Consider the following 19,603-nt stretch of genomic DNA (forward strand, 5'->3'; position numbering starts at 1 on the left):
TTGAAACCTTGGCCCGCGTCACCGACAATCCAACCGTCAGGCTGCCCGCAGTGGCATCCTGATCAGGCCCGGACCTCTCCGAAGGTCGACGCTCCTACACCATGCCGTGGGGCACTATCACGCGAAGCGATGTCCGACCTTCGGGTTGTCAGGCAGAGCATCCAGCTTGCCCCGATCCCTGCCTTTGAGGTGAACAGGTTTGCCGAAGTTAGCCCGTACACGCTCATCCTGCTGGACCAATTTGTAGAGGCTTTCGGCAGCGTTCGTCAGTTTGCTCTTGTAAGTCTCCGCACCCGTGATCTCGTGCCACAGAAGGAAATTCGAGCGGAAATCACGACTGGACCAATTCGAGGGGGCTGCCCCGACCTCCTTTGCGAGCTTGCTGAGCTGCTCAGCGGTTAGTTTGGCGTGCGGGTTTGGCAAGGTTCAGCACCTCTTGGAAGGGAGGGATCGTGCTGCCCCTTTAATGCAGACACAAATATCGATCAAGCCCTTGAAAATAAACCTTAATTAAGGTCCGAATGAGACCCTGAATGGGGTTTCGCAGGGGCATGCAATCTGGCCCACCTTCCGCCCGCAAGGCATATAAGAAGCGACGCGGCGCTGCGTCCCCGTAGAGGCCGATTTTAGCTCCCTAGCGCTTACGGCCACCAAGGGACGCGGTAGATCACCCAAGCCCTCTCTGCGGCGCGTTGAGGCTTCCCGAAAAACGCATTGCAGCTGCTCACCACGCGGCACAGCCGAACCTTTGAGTGCCGGGACCTCGCTTTCCAACGCCAGCACTTGGGATCACTACGGATCCGCCAAGGAATAAGCAGCCAGAGAGGCTGTATGCTGACCGCAGGGCGTCTCGCTGCCTCTTCGTCAGGGGGGGGCAACCAAATGCAAGTCCGCGCCTCCTTGGGCGGTTTTGCGGTATGTCAGGGGCCTTGCAGGTCTTGCTCGAAGCGCGAAAGCACTCGGCACAGAGCTAGCGTCGAATGCGGCGTATAGGCTGAGTGCGTTGACAAGCTACAAGCTCTGTCCGTGATCCTAGCTATGCACGGTAACCGGGGTACCCCGGGTGGCACTCGCCCGGCATGCAGAGCTACCAGACTCGGAAGTTGCGCAGGTAGAAGGTAAGTGCTGTCTTGATTTCAAAGTGGGATTTCAGGCTAAATCAATGACAAGCAATGGAGAAAGCTATGTGTACGGTCACAACATTTATCAAGCTCTGCACGTGCGGAGACAAGATCCCGGAGGACAGCTATTGGGAGCTTTTCCCCGGTGGGGCAGTGGAGAAGCTTGCCGCCGTAGGATCTTTCGCACCGCCTCCTGACCTTCCGCTAGAAACAAGGTTCTTGAACGCGAAGATTGAAGAAGACCTGAACAGCCATAATTGCTTCGACTTTGCCTATACTGCGAAAGGCGACGACGTTCTGCGAGTTCACTTCGGAGGTAGAACATTAGAGTTCCACTACTCAGAGGGCCGTTCGAGCGATCGACCGGGGATGTGGGCTTCGTCGAGGACTCCAGTCTTGGGTGCAATCCAGCCTGAGAGAAAGGGTTCCATTAGCCTAGAGCATGGCGTGAGGTGACCGCAAAGGTATACCCCAACGAACATCATCAATGACGACATGAGGGACGTACGTAAGGGTTGATACAAGTCAACGGACATGTATTTATACAGTCACCACCCTAACGTACAGGCTTCCTTATGCCCCAGACCATTCTCTACGCCCGCGTCAGCACCGCCGACCAAACTCTCGATCATCAGAAGACACTGGCAGAGGCCGCAGGCTTCGCCATAGACGACGTGATCGCCGACCAAGGGGTCTCAGGCATTTCCACGCGACTATGCGACAGAGAGGGCGGAAAACGGCTGTATGACCGTCTCCGGGCTGGAGATACCCTCGTCGTGCGGTGGGTGGATCGTCTGGGACGGAACTACCAGGATGTGACTGACACGATCCGGGAGTTCATGCGCCGCAGAGTGATCATCCGAACCGTGATAAACAGGATGACCTTCGATGGATCTACAACAGACCCCGTACAGCAGGCCGTAAGAGACGCGCTGATCGCTTTCATGGCCGCGACGGCACAGGCCCAGGCAGAAGCGACAAAAGAGGCTCAGAAAGCCGGTATAGAGGCTGCCAAGCGCGATGGGATGAAGTACCGGGGGAAGAAGCCCAGCTATTCGAGAGAGCAGCTGGAGGAGGTATTTCGGCTTATTAGCGAGGGTGTTGGCACCTCCGCAACGTCTCAACAGACCGGGCTAACGCGGCAAACTGTTCTGCGGGCGAAAAACGACCCAGCCAAGGCGGAAGCCGCGCTGGATCGTTGGGGCCTTTAGATTGCGCATACCCTCGAAAGGTAAGGTCAACCTTCGAGCATGGGGCAATCAATCGTAACAGTTTGAGCCTATCATATACCCACCACGGGATTGGCAAAGGCGTCTTTGAGACCGACGAAGGTCTTCCACCTCATCTCGAAGCTCATCGAGTTCGCGGTCACGCTTATAGGCACTGTATGCGTAGGGGTCTTCTCGCATCATTCGATCTTCTCTAGCCGCTTCTGCAAAGCCACCCATGGTTGAAGCGTTACACCCAGCCAAGGTCGTGCAGCAGCTCAAAGCAAGAAGGAAACCTCGCGGAATCATTTTCGTCCTCCAGTCATTCTTCATCAGAGAAGATCAGCAAGAGTCCGCCGGCACCACATACGCGGCCCTATATTTGCGCAATGTGGCGCCAAGGCATCACACTCGTGTGAGTGGTTCCAATTTGTCGAGCCTATCGGCCCTGTGGACGCTAGCGCCGGAGCAGCAGGGGAGGTCGTGGGCGGCTAAGCGCTTTCGCAACGACCGAATCTTCTGGCACCTTGAGTTAAAACCCGAAGCGGAGACCGCCCGAATATTGAAACCACAAGCAGCAGAACCCCCGGGATTATTACTTATCCCCGCCCCCATCAAATGCGCGCTTGGTTTCCGGAGATTTAATCCTGAAAGCCTGACTAAGCAAAGCAGAGTACTCCTCCTGAACACTCCTCTTCACCCCTTCATCTCCGTACATTTCAGCAAATGCACGCCCTTCAAGCCAAGTTTTCTCGGCGAGCCAATCGTCAAATTTCGTAACTCCGCCCCCTTGATCCGGACGCTTCGAAACATTTTGAATTTTGTTCAACATCTCCTTGAGCGAGACCTTCTTTGCCGCATTTCCCACGCCAGCCACAGCGAATGCAGGTGAGTAAAACTGCGTCTGCCCCAGTTCGTGGAGCTTAACACCTCTATGTTGCGCGCTTGCGAGGTAGGCCAGAGTGATAATATCAATCCTCAAATCGCCGTGCGGCCAGAGGGCGACAAAAGTAGATATGATATCAATTGTCTGCAATATATCCCGCGCCGGAGTCGCATCACTCTTGAAAGCGGACGACAATACATTCTTTGCAGAGAGCCGCGGTGGAGTCGAAAAAATCTCCTCCGACAAGCCCAAACGATCTAGGCAAAACTCAACAAGCCCATCCAATTCGCTGTCTTGAAACTTATATGTTCGATCAATGAAACGCCTCAGGTACCTCCGACCATCGAAGCCCTCCCCATAGACACCTCGTACAGCGTGCGAGAGCTGCTCGGTGTCTGTTCCCAAGATAAAGACGATATCCTCTACAGAAAAAATGTGTTTAACACGCTCAAGAAGCTCTATGGCGTAGCTTGGGCGGCACCGATCCAGTTCGTCGACAAGTACAAAAATCGGCGCCTCAACTCCAGATATTCGGATGGCTTCTTGAGAAATTTCCGAGAGGGCTTTCTTGAAACGCCCCTGTGAACGCCGGTATTTTCTGAAATTATCGAGGATCTCAGACCCTGCTGCATCTATCGCGGCGTCTATTGCTTTTTGAGTACTGTCCGAGAAAACTTCCTCGCCAGAAGTCAGCTCATCACCTGGACCTGCCTCAGAGAAAAACGTTTTGAACTCTGAAAGCGCCTCCTGCCCTATCATCTTTGCAAGATAATGTTTGCCCCCAGCATAGGCAGCACGCCCGGCGACCTTAGCGGCGGAGAATGCCAGAGGCTTCAGATGGTCCTTCACCTGCGACATGGGCCTCCCGGCCGTTATGAGGGCGTGCTGGACCTCACTCTGAACTGCATCGACTACAGTCAGGAACGGGTCCTGAGAATAATCGTTCTCCCAAGCGTTGACGTATACTGCTATATGCCCTCTGATCCGTAGATCCTCTTTAAATCTATTTAAGAAGAACGTTTTCCCGCTACCCCACTCGGAATCCAAATTAAGCACATAGGTCCGCGGCCTGTTGGCCCGATCCTGCAGTGCGAGGTGGCCAATCGAAAATCTTCGAATATTTTCAGCATCGTTCCGCCTCCCGAGTTTATCGTCCAGCCAGATTTCTTCCAAACCCTCTTCGAGTTTAGACACACCCGAATTACTCACCTAACGGTCTCCTGCCAATTCTCGATAGAATGCCTCAGTCGCCTTTGAATTATTGAATATTTCAACTCAAGTTCGGCTTCAACTGTCGTTGCGATTGCCGCAACCCATCGCCCTGATCTCAACGAGGCCATGTCAACCTCTAAGATGGAGGTACACATGACATTACAGGCGACACTACACCCCCCAGGGAAAGTTTTACTAAATAATTGTTAATAAATGAAAATTTAAGAATCTCCACTACAGACAGCTAATCCGGTACTCGCCTCCATCCCTTCATGATGGCTCTGAACCCCTTGCTTTGCATGCAAAGCGAGCGGGTTTTCGCCAGCCGTCTCACGCGCCCCCCTCATATTCGTGGCAAGCAAGGCGCTACAGAGCCGACACTGGTGCGTGCTGTCACCACCTTACATTTCGGCGCAGAGCTAGGGTGTTCCCCGCTCCGCACCTGTTGCCGCCAGCCCTCAGCCGCGCTGCGGCACGCCCGGCAGGGCGCAGAGCATCTCGTAGAGGTAGTTCGCCGCGATCACCGAGGTGTTGCCCGCCGGATCGTAGGGCGGCGAGACCTCGACCAGATCGCAGCCCACGAGGTTCAGCCCCGCGCAGCCGCGGATGATCTCGAGCCCCTGCATGGTGGTCAGCCCGCCGACCTCGACGGTGCCGGTGCCGGGCGCGAAGGCCGGGTCGAGACTGTCGATGTCGTAGGTCAGGTAGACCGGCGCATCGCCGATCTTGGCGCGGATCTCGGCCATCAGCGGCGCCAGCGACTTGTACCAGCACTCCTCGGCCTGAATGCAGGTCCAGCCCTGCTTGCGCCCCCAGTCGAAATCGTCGGCGGCGTAGCCGGTACCCCGCAGCCCGATCTGGAACACCTTGTCGTTGATCAGGCAGCCATCCTCCCAGGCCCTGCGGAACGGGCAGCCATGGGCGACGGTCTCGCCGAACATCTCCTCGTTGGTGTCGGAATGCGCGTCCACGTGGATCAGCGCCACCGGCCCGTGGCGCTCCTTGATGGCGCGCAGGATCGGCCAGGTCAGCGTGTGATCACCGCCAAGCGTCAACGGGATCGCGCCGTGGGCGAGGATGCCGCGGTAATGCTCGGTGATGATGTCGACGGATTTCTTCAGGTCGAAGAGGTTGATCGGCACGTCGCCGATATCGGCCACCTGCAGGTGCTCGAAGGGGGCGGCGCCGGTGGCCATGTTGTAGGGCCGGATCATCCGGCTCTCGTCGCGGATCTGGCGCGGGCCAAGCCGGGTGCCGGGGCGGTTCGAGGTGCCGATATCCATCGGGATGCCGACGAAGCAGGCGTCGAGCCCCGCGGCGGTCTCGGCGGCGGGCAGCCGCATCATCGTGGCGGGGCCTCCGGTGCGGGGCATCTGGTTGCCCCCGAGGGGCTGGTTCAGGCTGCGCTCGGTCAACGCGTTCTCCTTGCTTCCGGGGCCGGCGCCTTGCCTGCCCATGGGTGTTCTTGTGGCGCCCTCAGAGGCCCTTCTCGCGCAGCCAGCCCGTGACGATCTCGCGCAGTCGCTCGCCCGAGAAGGACGGGAAATGGCCGCCATGCACCACCCGCGCCGGCAGGTCGGCCAGGCGCTTCATCGAGCGGATATAGGCCTCGGCATCGGCGTGATAGGTATCCTCGATCAGCGGCCCGTCATAGACGATATCGCCCGAGATCAGAACGCCCGAGGCAGCTTCCCAGAGCGCGATGCCGCCGGGGCTGTGGCCGGGGGTGTGGATGACCTCGAACTGCCGGTCGCCAAGGTCGATCACGTCGCCATCCTCGAGAAGCCGCGTCGCGGGCGCGCCCTTCACTGCGTAGCTCGTCGAGCTGTAGGGCACATCGGGCAGCGCGTCGAAGATGTCGTCGGTGACATAGGGGTCGGCCAGCGTGCTGGCACGGGTCGGGTAGGCGAGGATCTCGGCCTCTGCGGAGTGACAGAGCCGGCAGGGAAACTCGTGGTGGCAACCGACATGGTCGAAATGGGTGTGGCTCGCCACCGCGTCGAGCGGGCGCTCGGAGACCAGCGGCACCCATTCACGCAGGGAGACGACGCCCATGCCGCTGTCGACCATCAGGTCGCGGTCGCGGCCGCGCACGTGCCAGATGTTGCAGCGGTAGAATTCCTGGATATGGGGCTCGTCGATCCAGGTGATGCCGTCGTCGAGCTTGCGCTGGCGGTACCAGTCCTTGGGCGGGATCCGGGTCATGCGGCCTCCGAAGCGAGCACGACGGGGTTGCGCCCGAAGAGCTCGACCTCGTCGCCGAGGCCCGGGTGGGCGCCCTGCGGCAGGTGCGCGGTGAGCAGGATGTCGGGCGCGGCGAGCGGGCGGAAATGGCAGCGATGGTAGGAGCCGTAGAACGCCGCCTCGACCAGCGTGGCGCGGCCAAGACTGAAGCCCTCCGCAAGGCCGATATTCTCGGGACGTAGGCAGAGCATCCCCTCGGCGGGCGCGATGGCCAGCGGCCCGAGCGGGGAGCTGACGCCGCCGCCGGACGGCGTCACCGGCACGCGGTTGGTCTCGCCCATGAAATCCGCGGAGAACATCGTGCGGGGCCGCAGGTAGACCTCTTCGGGCGAGCCGCAATGCTCGACCCGGCCGTGGTTCATCACCACGATGCGGTCGGCGATGGCCATGGCCTCTTCCTGATCGTGGGTCACGTGCACGAAGGTGGTGCCGACGCGGCGCTGGATCGCCTTCAGCTCCTCCTGCATCTGCCGGCGCAGCTTCAGGTCGAGCGCGCCCAGCGGCTCATCGAGCAACAGCACATCCGGTTCGACCGCGAGCGCGCGGGCCAGCGCCACGCGTTGCCTCTGCCCGCCCGAAAGCTCGTGCGGACGGCGCCCGGCCTTGTCGGCCAGCCCCACCATCTCGAGCATTTCCAGCGCCTTGGCGTTGCGCGCGGCGCGCCCGACACCGCGCATCCGTAGGCCGAAGCCCACGTTGTCGCGCAGCGACATGTGCGGGAACAGCGCATAGTCCTGGAACATCGTGGTGGTCGGCCGGTCCTTCGGCGCCACATGGGTCATATCGCGCCCGCCGATCAGCACCTGCCCTTCCGAGGGCGTCAGGAAGCCGCCGATGATCGACAGCAGCGTGGTCTTGCCGCAGCCCGAGGGCCCCAGCAGCACGATGAACTCGCCCGCGGCGATCTGCAGGTCGACCCGGTGCAGGGCGGTGAAGGCGTTGAACCGGTGCTCGACGGCCTTGATGTGAACATCCGCGGTCATTTCGATCCCTTCCGGAAAAGCGTGAGTTCGAGCGCCACCACCACGATGACCGAGACGAGGAAGACCAGCGAGCCCACCGCGTTGGTGGCGGGCGAGAGGCCCGAGCGCAGCATCGACCAGATCTCGACCGGCAGGGTGACATCGAAGCGGGTCAGCAGGAAGGCGATGATGAACTCGTCCCAGCTGAAGGTGAAGGCGAGGAAGAAGGCGGCGGCCAGCGCCGGGGTCAGCATCGGAGCGGCGACGAACCAAAGCACCTGCCATTCCTTCGCACCGAGATCGCGCGCCGCCTTGAGAGCGCTCTTCTGGTGCTCGCCGATGGCGGCGTAGAGGATGGCGAAGCAGAGCGGCAGGTTGATCACCACGTGGCCGATGCCGGTGGCCAGCAGCGACGGCCGGACGCCCACCTTGTTGAACATCTGCAGGAGGCCCAGCGCGATGATCAGGTAGCTCACCGTCATCGGCGCGATCAGCAGGCCGCGCATCACCACCGAGCCCGGCAGCGCCACGCGGGCGAGCCCGGAGGCCGCGAGAAAGCTCAGCGTCAGCGCCACCAGCGCCGACAGCAGCGCCACGATCAGCGAGTTGCCCAGCGCCTCCATCAGGGCCCGGTCGGTGAGGATCTCGCGATACCAGTCGAGCGTCGCGCCCTTGAAGGGCGGCACCGGCAGGCGGCCATCCTGAAAGGAGAAGATCACCAGCGTCACCACCGGCAGCAGGATGAAGGCGAAGAGCGCCAGCAGGTAGGCCCAGGAGAGATAGCGCATCACAGCCGCTCCATCTTGAGCCAGCGCGCGCAACCCGCATAGGCCAGCGTCACGATCACCATGAGCACCACCGACAGCGCCGAGGCCATCGGGAAGTCGCCGCGCCGTCCGAGCTGCAGCATGATCAGCTGCGGCAGGCTGAGCTCGTTGTTGCCGCCAAGGATCTGCGGCGTGATGTAATCGCCGATACAGAGCACGAAGGTCAGGAAGGCGCCGGTCATCACCCCCGGCAGGGTCAGCGGCAGGATCACGAGCCGGATCACCTGCCAGCGCGAGGCGCCGAGATCTTCCGCCGCACGGGCGTAGTTCGGCGAGAGCTGGATCAGGTTGGAATAGATCGTCAGCGTCAGCAGCATGACGAAGAAATGCACGAAGCCGATCACGGTGGCGGCGCGGGTGGCCATGATCTGCACCGGCTCGGCCAGCAGTCCGAGGCCCACGAGCGCATTCATCACCACGCCCTTCTCGCCCAGCACCAGCGCCCAGGAGTATGAGCGCACCACGTAGGAGGTCCAGAACGGCAGCACCGCCAGCAGCAGTGCCATGCGCCGCCAGCGCGCCGGCACCCGCGTGGCGATGATCCAGGCCAGCGGCCAGGCCAGTAGCACCGAGATCAGGGTCACCACCACGGTGATCTCCAGCGACACGAAGATGCCCCGGAGCAGCGACGGATCGGTGAAGATCTTCAGGTAGTTGCCGAGGTCATGCCCCTGCACGATGTCGCGCCCCTCCATGTGGGCGAGGCTCATCATCACCATCGCCGCAAAGGGCACCACGAAGAACGCCAGCGTCCACAGCAGCGCGGGAGCGACCAAGGCCGCTCCCTGCTGTCTTTCCTGTCTCTCGATGCTCATCATCGGGCCTTAGTTCTGGAGCATGTCGGTCCAGAGGTCCTGCATCGCCGTATCGGTCTCGGCGTCGGGCACCGGGTAGAGCTGGGCGCGGGCGAGGTAGTCGGCCTGGTCGTCCCAGCGCAGGATCGCCTTCTGCTCGTCGCTCAGCACGTCGCCGGCGGCTTTGTTGGCGGGCATGCCCCAGTAGCAGGACGAGGTCGCGAGCCGCGCCTGCCCCTCGGGCGATGTCACGTACTTGATGAACTCGAGCGCCAGCTCGGGCTTTTCGGTGCCTTCGACGATGGCCAGCGACTGCGCCCAGAGCAGGCCACCCTCCTCGGGGATGGTCCAGTCGAGATCCGGGTTCTCGGCGTTCAGCACCGCGGTCAGCCACTCGCCGCCGCCGATCAGCACGTCGACCTCGCCGGTGGCGAGCGCGGTCTGGCTGCCGACCACGTCCGAGACCTGCTTGGACGCCGCGCCGAGCTTCATCAGCGGCTCGCGCAGGGTCTCGAGCGCTGCGGCATCGAGATCGGCGGTGGCAACACCCGCCTCGAGGCCCACGAGCCCCAGCACCGGCAGGTAATAGTCATAGATTGCGATGCGGCCGTCATACTTGCCCGACCACAGCGCATCGAGGCTCTCCATGTCGGCCGGATCCACCGCCGCCTTGTTGTAGGCGATGGTGTTGTAGCCGAATTTCTCGGTCACCGCGTAAGTGGTGCCATCGACGGTGGTGTGATCGGCGAGCACGGCTTCGGGGAAATAGCTGCCGGTGGCGAGGTCTTCGGTCGGCAGCGGCGCCAGCAGGCCACGCTCGACCGCACGGCCCACATCGACCGCGTCGATCACCATCACGTCCCAGTCGCCGGGTCGCGATTGCTCGAGCAGGGTCAGGCCCGCGGCGGTGCCCTCGTATTCCTTCACGTTGACGCGCACGTCATGCGCCTCTTCGAACGGCTGCAGCAGCTCGGGGTCGGCATGGTCACACCAGATCAGCGCGTTGAGGTCCTCGGCCTGCGCCGCGGAGGCGAGGCCGGCCGTCACGGCCAGCGCCGAGCAGGTCAGTTTGATGAGCATTTGTCCTCTCCTGTGGTTTTTGGCGGCACTTGGCGGCCGCGTCACACAAAAAAGTTGAGGCCATTCATTTTTACAGTCAATACTAATTTTGAAGACCCAGAGGAGACCCCATGGCCGGACTTCGCGAAAGACAGAAAGCGAAACGCAATCGCGCCATTCTCGAAGCGGCGAGCACGCTTTTTAAGCAGAATGGGTACGAGGCGGCCCGGATCGAGGCCATCGCCGAGAGCGCCGAGGTCTCGGTGGGGACGCTCTACAACTACTATGCCCACAAGGCCGACTTGCTGCTCGCCATCGTCTCGATGGAGGTCGAGGAGGTTCTGCATCAGGGCGAGAGCGTGGTCGCAGCACCGCCCGGCACGGCACAGGACGCGATCTGCGCGCTGATCGCGACCTATTACGATCACTCTCTGGTCTACCTGACCAAGGAGATGTGGCGCACCGCGATGGCGTTCTCGATCCAGAGTGCCGACACCAAGTTCTCGCGCCGCTACCACGCGCTGGACGCGGCGCTGTCCGAGCAGATGGTGGCGCTGATGGAACGGCTGCAGGGCGAGGGTCGGATCGACGCAGCGGCGGATGCACGGGCGCTTGGCGAGGTGATCTTCCTCGCGCTGAACGGGCTCTTCACGATCTACACGGTGTCCGAGGACATGAGCCTCGACGCGTTGAAGGCCGCCATGTTCCACAAGGTCGCGGCGCTGACGGAGCTGGTGGCGGTGCCGGAGGAAAAGCTGCGGGAGCAGGCGGCGCGGTAAGAGCCCCTGCCCTGCGGTCGATAGGGACAAACCGCAAAGCCAGCGCCGCCGCGCATCGTTGGGCCGCGGACTGGCGAGCCTACCGAGGAATCCCTTGATTTATCCCGGCCACGTCCGAAGGACCTCCAAGCTCGGCGCTTGCGTCACCAAATCGCCGGTCCGGGGGGCGGGTCATGCCGAAGGCATGCTATCAGCGTGACCGATGCCCGGCGGCGCGTGCCGCGCCTTGATTCCGCGCGAGGGCACCGCTTGACCGTCTGTAAGAAAAGCCCCCGCCTCTCGACGGGGGCCTCCCCAATGTCAGACCGTAGCCCGCCCGAGCAACCGCTCCAGCGGGTCGTGCTCGGCCACCAGATGCCCGCCGCCAACGTCATCCAGCCGCGGCACGTAGACCGCCTCTTCGCCGTCCCTCAGCTTCGAGGGCAGGAAGCGCAGCGACGCGCGCGGGTCGAGCGGCGAGGGCAGCTCGCCGGGGATGCGGATCCGGGCCCGGGCGCGCTCTGCCTCGGGGTCCGGGATCGGCACCGCCGAGATCAGCGCCTGCGTGTAGGGATGGCGCGGCGCGTCGCAGACCGTGCCGGCATCGCCCAGCTCGACGATGCGCCCGAGATACAGTACCATGATACGGTTCGAGATCGCCCGCACCACCGACAGGTCGTGGCTGATGAACAGCATCGACATGCCGAACTCGGCCTGCAACTCCTTCAGCAGCTGCACGATCTGCGCCTGGATCGAGACGTCAAGCGCGCTCACCGCCTCGTCGCATATGATCAGCCGCGGCCTGGTGATCATTGCCCGCGCGATGCCCACCCGCTGGTTCTGCCCACCCGAGAGCTCGTGCGGGTAGCGGTTGTACATGATCGGATCGAGCCCGACCCGCTGCATCATCGCCACCACCGCCTCGCGGCGCTCGCGGCCCGTCATCTCGGGGCGATGGGTCTTCAGCGGTTCGGCGATGGAATCCGAGATCGTCAGCCGCGGGTCGAGGCTCGCCAATGGGTCCTGGAAGACGATCTGCAGATCCTGGCGCTCGCGGGTGAGCGCCTTGCGGTCCATCTCGTTCAACGGCTTGCCCAGCCACGAGACCGCGCCCGCAGAGGGCTCGATCAGCTGCAGCACGGCGCGGGCCAGCGTGGACTTGCCACAGCCCGACTCGCCCACGATGCCCAGCGTCTCGCCCTCCTGCAGCGAAAAGCTCACGCCGTTCACCGCCTTCAGCGGCACCTTGCGACCGAACAGCCCGCCCTTCTGGTGGATGTCGAAATGCACCTTGAGGTCGTCGACATCGAGGATCGTCTTGCCGCTCACCTGCCCCGGCGCGTCGCCGGTATCGATGCGCGGCATCGCCTCGAGCAGCTTGCGGGTGTAGTCGTGCTCGGGCGCGGCAAAGATACGCTCCACCGCCCCCTCCTCGACGAAGGCGCCCTTGCGCATGACCTTCACCCGGTCGCACATCCGCGCCACCACGCCCATGTCATGGGTGATCAGCGCAATCGCCGTGCCCAGTTCGTGCTGCAGCCGCGCCATCAGGTCGAGCACCTCGGCCTGCACCGTCACGTCGAGCGCGGTGGTCGGCTCGTCGGCGATCAGCAGCTTGGGCTCGCAGAGCATCGCCTGCGCGATCATCACGCGCTGGCGCATCCCGCCCGAAAGCTCATGCGGATACTGGTCGAGCCGGCGCTCGGCTTCGGGGATCTGCACGCGGTTGAGCCAGTCGAGGCAATGCTTCCGCGCCGCAGCGCCGCGCATCCCCTTGTGGACCCGCAGCACCTCGGCCATCTGCACGCCGATCTTGAGATGCGGCGTCAGCGCCGTGAGCGGATCCTGGAAGATCATGCCGACATCGGCACCCCGGATGGCATTGAGCTTGCCGATCGGCAGGTTGAGGATCTCGTTCCCCGACAGCGTCACCGAGCCGCTGGCGCGGCCGTTGGGGGGCATCAGCCCCATCGCGGCCATGAAGCTCTGGCTCTTGCCTGAGCCACTCTCGCCCACGATGCCGAGGCATTCGCCCGGCGCGATGTCGAAGGACACGCCCTTGACCGCCTCGACGGTGCCGTCGGGCGTGTCAAAGGACACTTTCAGATCGGATACGGAAAGAACGGTCATGTCAGCGATCCTTCGGGTCGAGCGCGTCGCGCAGGCCGTCGCCCACGAAGAACATCGCAATGATCAGCGCAACGTAGAAGAAGAGCGGGAAGAGCAGCTGCCAGAGCGTGCCGTAGGCCATGGTCCCTGCCCCTTCGGCGATCAGCCGGCCGAGCGAGGTGTTGGGCTCGGAGATGCCCAGGCCGAGGAACGAGATGAACGATTCCGCGAGGATCATCTCGGGCACCAGCAGCGAGGCGTAGACGATCACCACGCCGGCGAGGTTGGGCAGGATGTGTCGCCAGATGATGGTGCCTTCCGACACGCCGGTGGCGCGCGCCGCCTCGATGAACTCGCGGCTCTTGAGCGCCAGCGTCTGGCCGCGCACGATGCGGCTCATGGTGAGCCAAGACACCGCGCCGAGCCCGAGGAACAGCGCCGTGAAGCTGCGCCCTGCCACCACGAGGATCAGGATCAGCACCAGCGTCAGCGGGATCGCCAGCAGGATGTCGACGAAGCGCATCATGATGCTGTCGAGCCTGCCGCCGTAATAGCCTGCCACGACACCCCAGAAGGTGCCGACGAGCAGCGCCATGGCGGCGCCGATCAGGCCCACCAGCAGCGAGGTCTGGGTCGCCTGGATGGTGCGGGCGAAGAGGTCGCGACCAAGGTCGTCGACGCCGAAATAGTGCCCTGTCTCGAGCGACGGGCCGCCCATGCCCTTCACGTCGCCCATAACGACCCAGTCGATCTCTTCGTTCGACCATTGCGAGAAGAACGGACCAAGGACCACGAAGGCCACGATCAGCACGAGGATGAAAAGGCTCGCCATGGCGGCCTTGTTGCGCAGGAAGCGGTTGAGCGCGTCGCGAAACAGCGACCGGCCCCGCACGGCGGTGAAATCGGTGATCTCGTCCGCCAGCTCCGCGGCTTTGGGGGAAGTGCCGAAGAATGCCATGTCAGTACCGGATCTTGGGATCGAACCACGCATAGGCGAGGTCGGTCAGAAGGTTTACGATGACGGTCAGGGCGCCATAGAGGATCGTCACGCCCAGCAGCACCGCATAATCGCGGGTCAGGGCGGAGTTCACATAGGCCTGCCCGAGGCCGCCGGTGGAGAAATACAGGTCGACGAAGACCGAGCCGGTCAGCACGTAGACGAAGACCGGACCAAGGTAGGAGACCACCGGCAGCAGCGTCGGCTTCATCGCGTGGCGCCAGATGATCGAGCGCTGCGGCAGGCCCTTGGCCCGCGCGGTGCGGATGAAGTTGGCGTTCATCACCTCGAGCATCGACGAGCGCGTGATGCGCGCGATCGAGCCCATGTAGGAGGTCGAGAGCGCGATCACCGGCATGATGAGATACTGCCACTGGCCACCGTTCCAGCCGCCGCCGGGCAGCCAGCCGAGCCAGAGCGTGAAGGTCAGGATCAGGATCGGGCCCATGATGAAGTTGGGCAGCGCCTGCGCCGCGATGCCAAGGCTGACGGCGAAATAGTCGATCCAGGTGTTGTGGCGGATTGCGGCGGCGATGCCGAGCGCGACACCCACCAGCGTGGCCGCGAGAAAGGCCAGCGAGCCGTAGGTCAGCGAGATCGGGAAGCCGGTCGCGATGATGTCGTTCACGTCGCGGTCCTTGTAGACGAAGGACGGCCCGAAATCGAAATGCAACACGATGTTGACGAAATAGTCCCAGAGCTGCTTCCACAGCGGCTGGTCGAGCCCGTAGCGGGCCTCGATATTGGCCAGAACGTCCGGCGGCAGCGGCCGCTCGGAGGTGAACGGGCCACCCGGCGCGAGGTGCATCATGCAGAAGGCGGCGATGACCAGAAGCGCAATGGTGGGAATGGCGACCAGAAGCCGCCGGATGATATAGATCAGCATGTCAGGGGTTCCCCGTGGGGGAGCGCCCCTGCCGGATGGCGGGGCGCTCGGGTCGGTTTACTCGGCGGCCTTGTAGAGGTCCTTGGAGTACCAGTTGAACTGGATGTTGTTCACCGGGAAGTTCTTCAGCGAATCGTCGATCATGTAGACGCCCGCATAGTGGTAGAGCGGGATCACCGGCATGTCCGCGGCGAGGATTTCTTCCGCCCGGGTGTAGAGCGGCGCGGTGTCCTCGGCGGTCAGCGCGTCCTCGAGCAGCTGGTCGTACTCGGCGTTCGCGTACTTGCCGTCGTTGTAGCCCGAGTCGGACTGCAGCAGGTCGAGGAAGGTCGACGCCTCGTTGTAGTCGCCGCACCATGCGCCGCGGGCCAGCTCGAAGTTCTGGTTGCCGCGCTCCTCGAGGAACACCTTCCACTCCATGTTGGAAAGCTGCGCCTCGACACCGAGTTTCTGCTTCCACATCTGCGACAGCACCACGGCCACCTTCTGGTGCGCCTCGGAGGTGTTGTAGACCATGTCGAAGCTCAGCGGATTGTCCTCGCCGAAGCCGGCCTCGGCCAGCAGTTCCTTGGCCTTCGCATCACGCTCGGCCTGGGTCATGCCCGCCATCTCGGTCTCGGGCGCGTTGAAGCCCGCGGTTGCCTCGGGGGTGAAGACGTAAGCCGGGGGCTGGCCACCGGCCATGACGTTGTTGACGATGATGTCGCGGTCCACCGCCAGCGCCAGCGCCTTGCGGACGTTGGGATCCTTGAAGGCCTCAGGGCCGCTCTCGGAAAGGTTGAAGGTGTAGTAGTAGTTGCAGAGCTTCGGGAAGCTGTGCGCCTCCTCGCCATACTCGTCGCGCAGGCGCGGGAACTGGCCGGCGGGAATGTCGGTCATGTCGAGCTCACCGGCGCGGTACCGGGTCAGCGCCACGTTCTCGTCGTTGATGATCAGCGCCACCGACTTGTCGAGGATGACGTTCTCGGCATCCCAGTACTGGTCGTTCTTCTCGCGCACGATGGACTCGCCGGGGTTCATCTCGGTCAGCACATAGGCGCCGTTGCCGACGAAGTTCTCGGGGCTGGTCCATGCCGAGCCGTGCTCTTCGATGACGCTCTGCGGCGACGGGAAGGTGGTCGAGTGCACCACCATCTGCGGGAAGTAGGGCAGCGGCGAGGTCAGGCGCACCTCGAGCGTGGTGTCGTCGATGGCCTCGACGCCGAGCTCCTCGGGGGCCATGTCACCGGCAACCACGGCATCGCCGTTCTCGAGCGACATCAGCGAGATGAACCACTGGTAGGGCGAGGCGGTGGCGGGATCGGCGGCGCGGCGCCAGGCATAGACGAAATCGCCGGCAGTGACCGGATCGCCGTTCGACCACTTGGCGTCGTCGCGCAGGTGGAAGGTGTAGGTCATCTTGTCGTCCGAGACCTCCCAGTCGGTGGCCACGCCGGGGACCAGTTCGCCGTTCTCATCCTGATTCAACAGGCCCTCGAACAGATCGCGCACCACGTCAGAGCCGTCGGTATCCTCGACGATCTGCGGGTCGATCGAGGAAATGTTGTCGAGGATTCGGTAGGTGAAGGTCTGATCCGCCGCCAGCGTGTCGCCGGTCTCGGGATGGGTCTCCTGCGCCACCGCGCTGGCGGCAAGGCCGGCGCTGAGGAACGTGGTCAGGGTCAGTCGGGTCAATCGCGTCATGGCATGTGCCTCCCTGTTCTGGGGTCGGGAGCGGTGCGCCCCCTTCTCGCCAAGGTAAAGTGAATTCGAGCCACAGCAATCATCACGTGAAACGTGTGGCTGCGCATTGCAGAACCACGGATCCTGCGGTCTCGATGACATGGGGCGGACCAACATCCGATTCCGCTGCCGCAGACAAGGGGGCACAACGCGACGTAATCGCGCATCGGGCGAAATGCAGCGACGATTGGGCGAGTCCTTGCCGCCGCCCATCGGGGCTCTCGGGACAGCCGCCGGCTGTGAAGCCCCCCTGGCACACGCATTGCGTGAGCATTCCAAGGCCCGCGACCGCGCCGAAATCGGCAACGCGGACGGATTTGCCGACAATCATGCCGCAGCTGCGAGATTGTTGGCACAGAAACGATCCAGGCGCTTAAAGGTCTATCTGTCGCCCAACTTTTTCCACGCTTCGCCCGCAGGCAAAAGCCGTTACGATCAGAAAGGTTAACAGAATGCTAGGTATGATAACGAGCGCCGCAGCGGGCCTCTTCTCCCCCTCCGCGGCGCAGCCTGTGGCCAAGCCTGCAGAGCCCGAAACCACCGCCCCCGTGACTGTTTCCGCGGTCGAAACCGCCATCGAGGAGACGACAGCCAGCGCTGGCGCGACGCCGGTCGCGGCAAACTCGGGTAGCGACGAAACCGCGAGCACCGCCGCCAAGCCGTCCGAGCGGTCTGGCGCCGCAAGCGCCAGGGCCGACGCCCCCTCGGGCGCCACCGGGACGGCAGCCGCCCCCGAGACCGCCTCGGAGGATGACCTTGCGGCGGCCCGTGCCGAGGCCATCGCCACGCAGGAGAGCTTCAAGAAGAGCCTGCTGGTGGCCAGCATGAGCACCGAAACCGGCGAATCCGCCCCCGAGCTCGGCGCACCCCCGAGCCGTGGCGCCGCGAGCTATGCCGCCGCCCGCAATGCGGAAGCGGAAGCCCCGAACGGCCGCAGCATCGCGGCCTGAGGGCTGGCAACGACACTGTCGTGGCGCGGCAAGATCGCGCCACGGTGCGCCCATCCGGCAGGTTCAGGGACCGGATCAGGGGGCGCTGCCCCCTCTTGGCGCAAGCGCCAATTCACCCCCGAGGTATTTTCCGAACCAGAGAAGACAGGGATGTCGCTCGGTCAGACCGGCTGATGCGCGCGTGCCCGGTCTTGGGTGCCGAGAGCGGCGCGCCAGCGGGCGGCATAGTCGCGGTAGGGCGCCGGGTCCGCCGGTCCGTCGTGGCGCGCGGTGGCGCTGCTGTGTCCGGGCGCGAAGAGCAGCGCCGCGCCGATCGAGGTGCCGGTGGCAGAGGCGGCGGTCTCGACCCCGCCGGGACGCAGGGCAGAGAGCATGTCGAGCACGTCGCGATTGCGCGCGAAGGGGCCCTCGATGAGCTGGGGCCCTTCGGCGCCGATGAGCCCGAGACAGGTGTCGGTCATCAGCCCGAGATAGAGTGACAGCGCGAAGAGGCGCTCTCCGTCGCTGCGCGGCTCGCGGCTCCAGCGATGCGTCCGGCCGGCGAAGGGGCCGCTTTCGGGGACCACCGCGGGCAGCAGCATGATGCCGTCGCGCAGCACCGCCTCGCGCTCGGCCCCGGTCGGGGCGCCGGTGAGGCCCTCGCTCATCAGCTGGTATTCGCGCCCCCCCATGAAGCGCGCCGAGGGCACCGGCTGACCGAAGGCGTCGACATTGATCAGCGTGTCGCGAGCGGGGTCCAGCGCCGGGGCCGTGGCGCCCACCGACATGGCGATCACCCAGGTGCCGGTGGAGACCACCGAAACCGGCCCGGCGCGGCCCAGCAGGTGGGGCAGCAGCGAGGCGTTGCTGTCGTGGATGCCGCAGACCACCTGCGTGTCGGCGGGCAGGCCGGTGCGATGGGCGATCTCGGCGCTGATCGGGCCCAGCACCTCGGTGGCGCGGCGCGGAGGGGCGATCTTTCCCTCGAGGCCAAGGCGGCCCGGCAAGTCGGAAAACCGGCCCTCGCGGGGGCGCCAGAGATCTGTGTGGCAGCCCAGCGAGGACATGTCCGTGGCCAGCGCGCCGCTGAGGCGGAAGCCCCAGTATTGCGGGTAGGTCACGACGTGGGCGATGCGGTCTTTCAGGGACGGGTCGCAGGCCAGCTGCCAATGCAGCTGCGCGCCCAGGTTCAGCCCCATAGGCAGGCGCGGACTGCCGGTCTCGGCAAAGGGCGGGCGCAGCGCGTCGTAGGCCTCGGCCATCGCATCAGGGCCGGTGTGTTCATAGTCCAGCATCGGTGCGGCGAGCCCGCCGTCCGCGTCGAGCAGCACCGCCGCAGCCCCGTGCGTGGTGACCGAGATGCCGTCGATCCCGTGGCTTTCGTGGAACGCCGCCAGATGCTCGAGGAAGAACGACCAGTGGCCCTCGAGGTCGAAATGCGGATAGGGCGGGCCCGGGCGCACGGCGTTGGGACGGGTGACCACGGCCAGTTCCTCGAGCCGTTCGAGATCGACCAGCGCGAGCTTGACGTTGGTCTTGCCCACGTCGATCACGGCGATGTTGCGCGGCGCGCTCATGGCAGGTGAAACACCGGTACGAGCGGCGTCTCTACGGGGCTGTTGTCGGGGTTGGTCTGCATGATGTCGGCCATGTAGGCCCACCATTTCTGCACCGCCGGATGCGCGGGCAGCGCCGCCATGCCGTGATCCTCACGCCGCCAGAGCACCGCGAAGAGATGCCGGGTTTCGGGGTCGTAATGGATCGAGTAATCCTCGACCCCGGCCGCTTTCAGCGCCTCGACGAGCTCGGGCCAGATGGCGTCGTGGCGGCGCTTGTACTCGTCGAGCTGGCCTTCGTTCAGGACCATGCGGAAGGCGTGCTTCTCCATG

General features: G+C 63.8%; 17 protein-coding genes. 3 read left to right on the forward strand and 14 right to left on the reverse strand.

Features of this window, described 5'->3' with window-relative positions:
• Positions 1-117: 117 nt before the first annotated feature.
• On the reverse strand, positions 118-423 hold the full coding sequence (locus JF542_RS20815; protein ID WP_207077267.1) for a hypothetical protein: 306 nt from the start codon (positions 421-423) through the stop codon (positions 118-120).
• 1,273 nt (positions 424-1,696) lie between these two features.
• On the opposite strand from JF542_RS20815, the gene JF542_RS20820 reads away from it, so the two are divergent.
• A complete protein-coding gene (locus JF542_RS20820; RefSeq protein ID WP_207077268.1) occupies positions 1,697-2,332 on the forward strand; it encodes a recombinase family protein in 636 nt (211 codons plus the stop codon).
• 592 nt (positions 2,333-2,924) lie between these two features.
• On the opposite strand, the gene JF542_RS20825 is transcribed toward JF542_RS20820, so the two are convergent.
• From JF542_RS20825 to JF542_RS20855, 7 genes are all read right to left on the reverse strand, one after another.
• Positions 2,925-4,424: a P-loop NTPase fold protein gene (locus JF542_RS20825; protein ID WP_207077269.1), complete on the reverse strand. Its 1,500-nt coding sequence runs from the start codon at positions 4,422-4,424 to the stop codon at positions 2,925-2,927.
• 461 nt (positions 4,425-4,885) lie between these two features.
• The gene (gene speB, locus JF542_RS20830; RefSeq protein WP_207077270.1) at positions 4,886-5,884 is read right to left on the reverse strand and encodes an agmatinase; all 999 of its coding nucleotides are present in this window, start codon (positions 5,882-5,884) and stop codon (positions 4,886-4,888) included.
• Positions 5,885-5,903: 19 nt separating this feature from the next.
• Positions 5,904-6,632 (reverse strand): MBL fold metallo-hydrolase, encoded by a 729-nt coding sequence (locus JF542_RS20835; RefSeq protein WP_207077271.1) that lies wholly within the window; start codon positions 6,630-6,632, stop codon positions 5,904-5,906.
• A complete protein-coding gene (locus JF542_RS20840; protein WP_207077272.1) occupies positions 6,629-7,654 on the reverse strand; it encodes an ABC transporter ATP-binding protein in 1,026 nt (341 codons plus the stop codon). Before JF542_RS20840 ends, JF542_RS20835 begins: the two co-directional genes overlap by 4 nt.
• Positions 7,651-8,421, reverse strand: coding sequence for an ABC transporter permease (locus tag JF542_RS20845; RefSeq protein WP_207077273.1), 771 nt, complete (start codon positions 8,419-8,421; stop codon positions 7,651-7,653). Before JF542_RS20845 ends, JF542_RS20840 begins: the two co-directional genes overlap by 4 nt.
• Complete coding sequence (locus JF542_RS20850) at positions 8,421-9,236, reverse strand: ABC transporter permease (RefSeq protein ID WP_242533872.1); 816 nt, start codon at positions 9,234-9,236, stop codon at positions 8,421-8,423. The genes JF542_RS20845 and JF542_RS20850 overlap by 1 nt, the downstream gene beginning before the upstream one ends.
• Positions 9,237-9,284: 48 nt before the next feature.
• The gene (locus tag JF542_RS20855; RefSeq protein WP_007797263.1) at positions 9,285-10,334 is read right to left on the reverse strand and encodes a polyamine ABC transporter substrate-binding protein; all 1,050 of its coding nucleotides are present in this window, start codon (positions 10,332-10,334) and stop codon (positions 9,285-9,287) included.
• A gap of 110 nt (positions 10,335-10,444) precedes the next feature.
• Between JF542_RS20855 and JF542_RS20860 the strand changes: the two genes are divergently transcribed.
• Positions 10,445-11,092 carry a TetR/AcrR family transcriptional regulator gene (locus JF542_RS20860; protein WP_207077275.1) on the forward strand — a complete coding sequence of 216 codons (648 nt, stop codon included), beginning with the start codon at positions 10,445-10,447 and terminating at the stop codon, positions 11,090-11,092.
• 300 nt (positions 11,093-11,392) lie between these two features.
• Here JF542_RS20860 and JF542_RS20865 read toward each other — a convergent pair whose 3' ends face one another.
• The 4 genes from JF542_RS20865 to JF542_RS20880 are packed head-to-tail and all read right to left on the reverse strand — an operon-like array spanning position 11,393 to position 16,746.
• Entirely contained in the window at positions 11,393-13,201 is a 1,809-nt protein-coding gene (locus JF542_RS20865; protein WP_207077276.1) for an ABC transporter ATP-binding protein, read from the reverse strand.
• Position 13,202: 1 nt separating this feature from the next.
• Positions 13,203-14,138 (reverse strand): ABC transporter permease, encoded by a 936-nt coding sequence (locus tag JF542_RS20870; protein ID WP_207077277.1) that lies wholly within the window; start codon positions 14,136-14,138, stop codon positions 13,203-13,205.
• 1 nt (position 14,139) lies between these two features.
• The gene (gene oppB, locus JF542_RS20875; protein ID WP_007797248.1) at positions 14,140-15,063 is read right to left on the reverse strand and encodes an oligopeptide ABC transporter permease OppB; all 924 of its coding nucleotides are present in this window, start codon (positions 15,061-15,063) and stop codon (positions 14,140-14,142) included.
• A gap of 57 nt (positions 15,064-15,120) precedes the next feature.
• Complete coding sequence (locus JF542_RS20880; RefSeq protein WP_207077278.1) at positions 15,121-16,746, reverse strand: peptide ABC transporter substrate-binding protein; 1,626 nt, start codon at positions 16,744-16,746, stop codon at positions 15,121-15,123.
• Between the two features lie 491 nt (positions 16,747-17,237).
• Between JF542_RS20880 and JF542_RS20885 the strand changes: the two genes are divergently transcribed.
• Entirely contained in the window at positions 17,238-17,735 is a 498-nt protein-coding gene (locus JF542_RS20885) for a hypothetical protein (RefSeq protein ID WP_207077279.1), read from the forward strand.
• 161 nt (positions 17,736-17,896) lie between these two features.
• Here JF542_RS20885 and JF542_RS20890 read toward each other — a convergent pair whose 3' ends face one another.
• Both JF542_RS20890 and rhaM read right to left on the reverse strand, forming a co-directional pair.
• Positions 17,897-19,291 (reverse strand): FGGY-family carbohydrate kinase, encoded by a 1,395-nt coding sequence (locus tag JF542_RS20890; RefSeq protein WP_207077280.1) that lies wholly within the window; start codon positions 19,289-19,291, stop codon positions 17,897-17,899.
• Positions 19,288-19,602 (reverse strand): L-rhamnose mutarotase, encoded by a 315-nt coding sequence (gene rhaM, locus JF542_RS20895; protein ID WP_110740008.1) that lies wholly within the window; start codon positions 19,600-19,602, stop codon positions 19,288-19,290. Before rhaM ends, JF542_RS20890 begins: the two co-directional genes overlap by 4 nt.
• Between the last annotated feature and the right edge of the window lies 1 nt (position 19,603).

Source organism: Salipiger bermudensis, from assembly GCF_017309175.1.
Taxonomy (GTDB): Bacteria; Pseudomonadota; Alphaproteobacteria; order Rhodobacterales; family Rhodobacteraceae; genus Salipiger; species Salipiger bermudensis.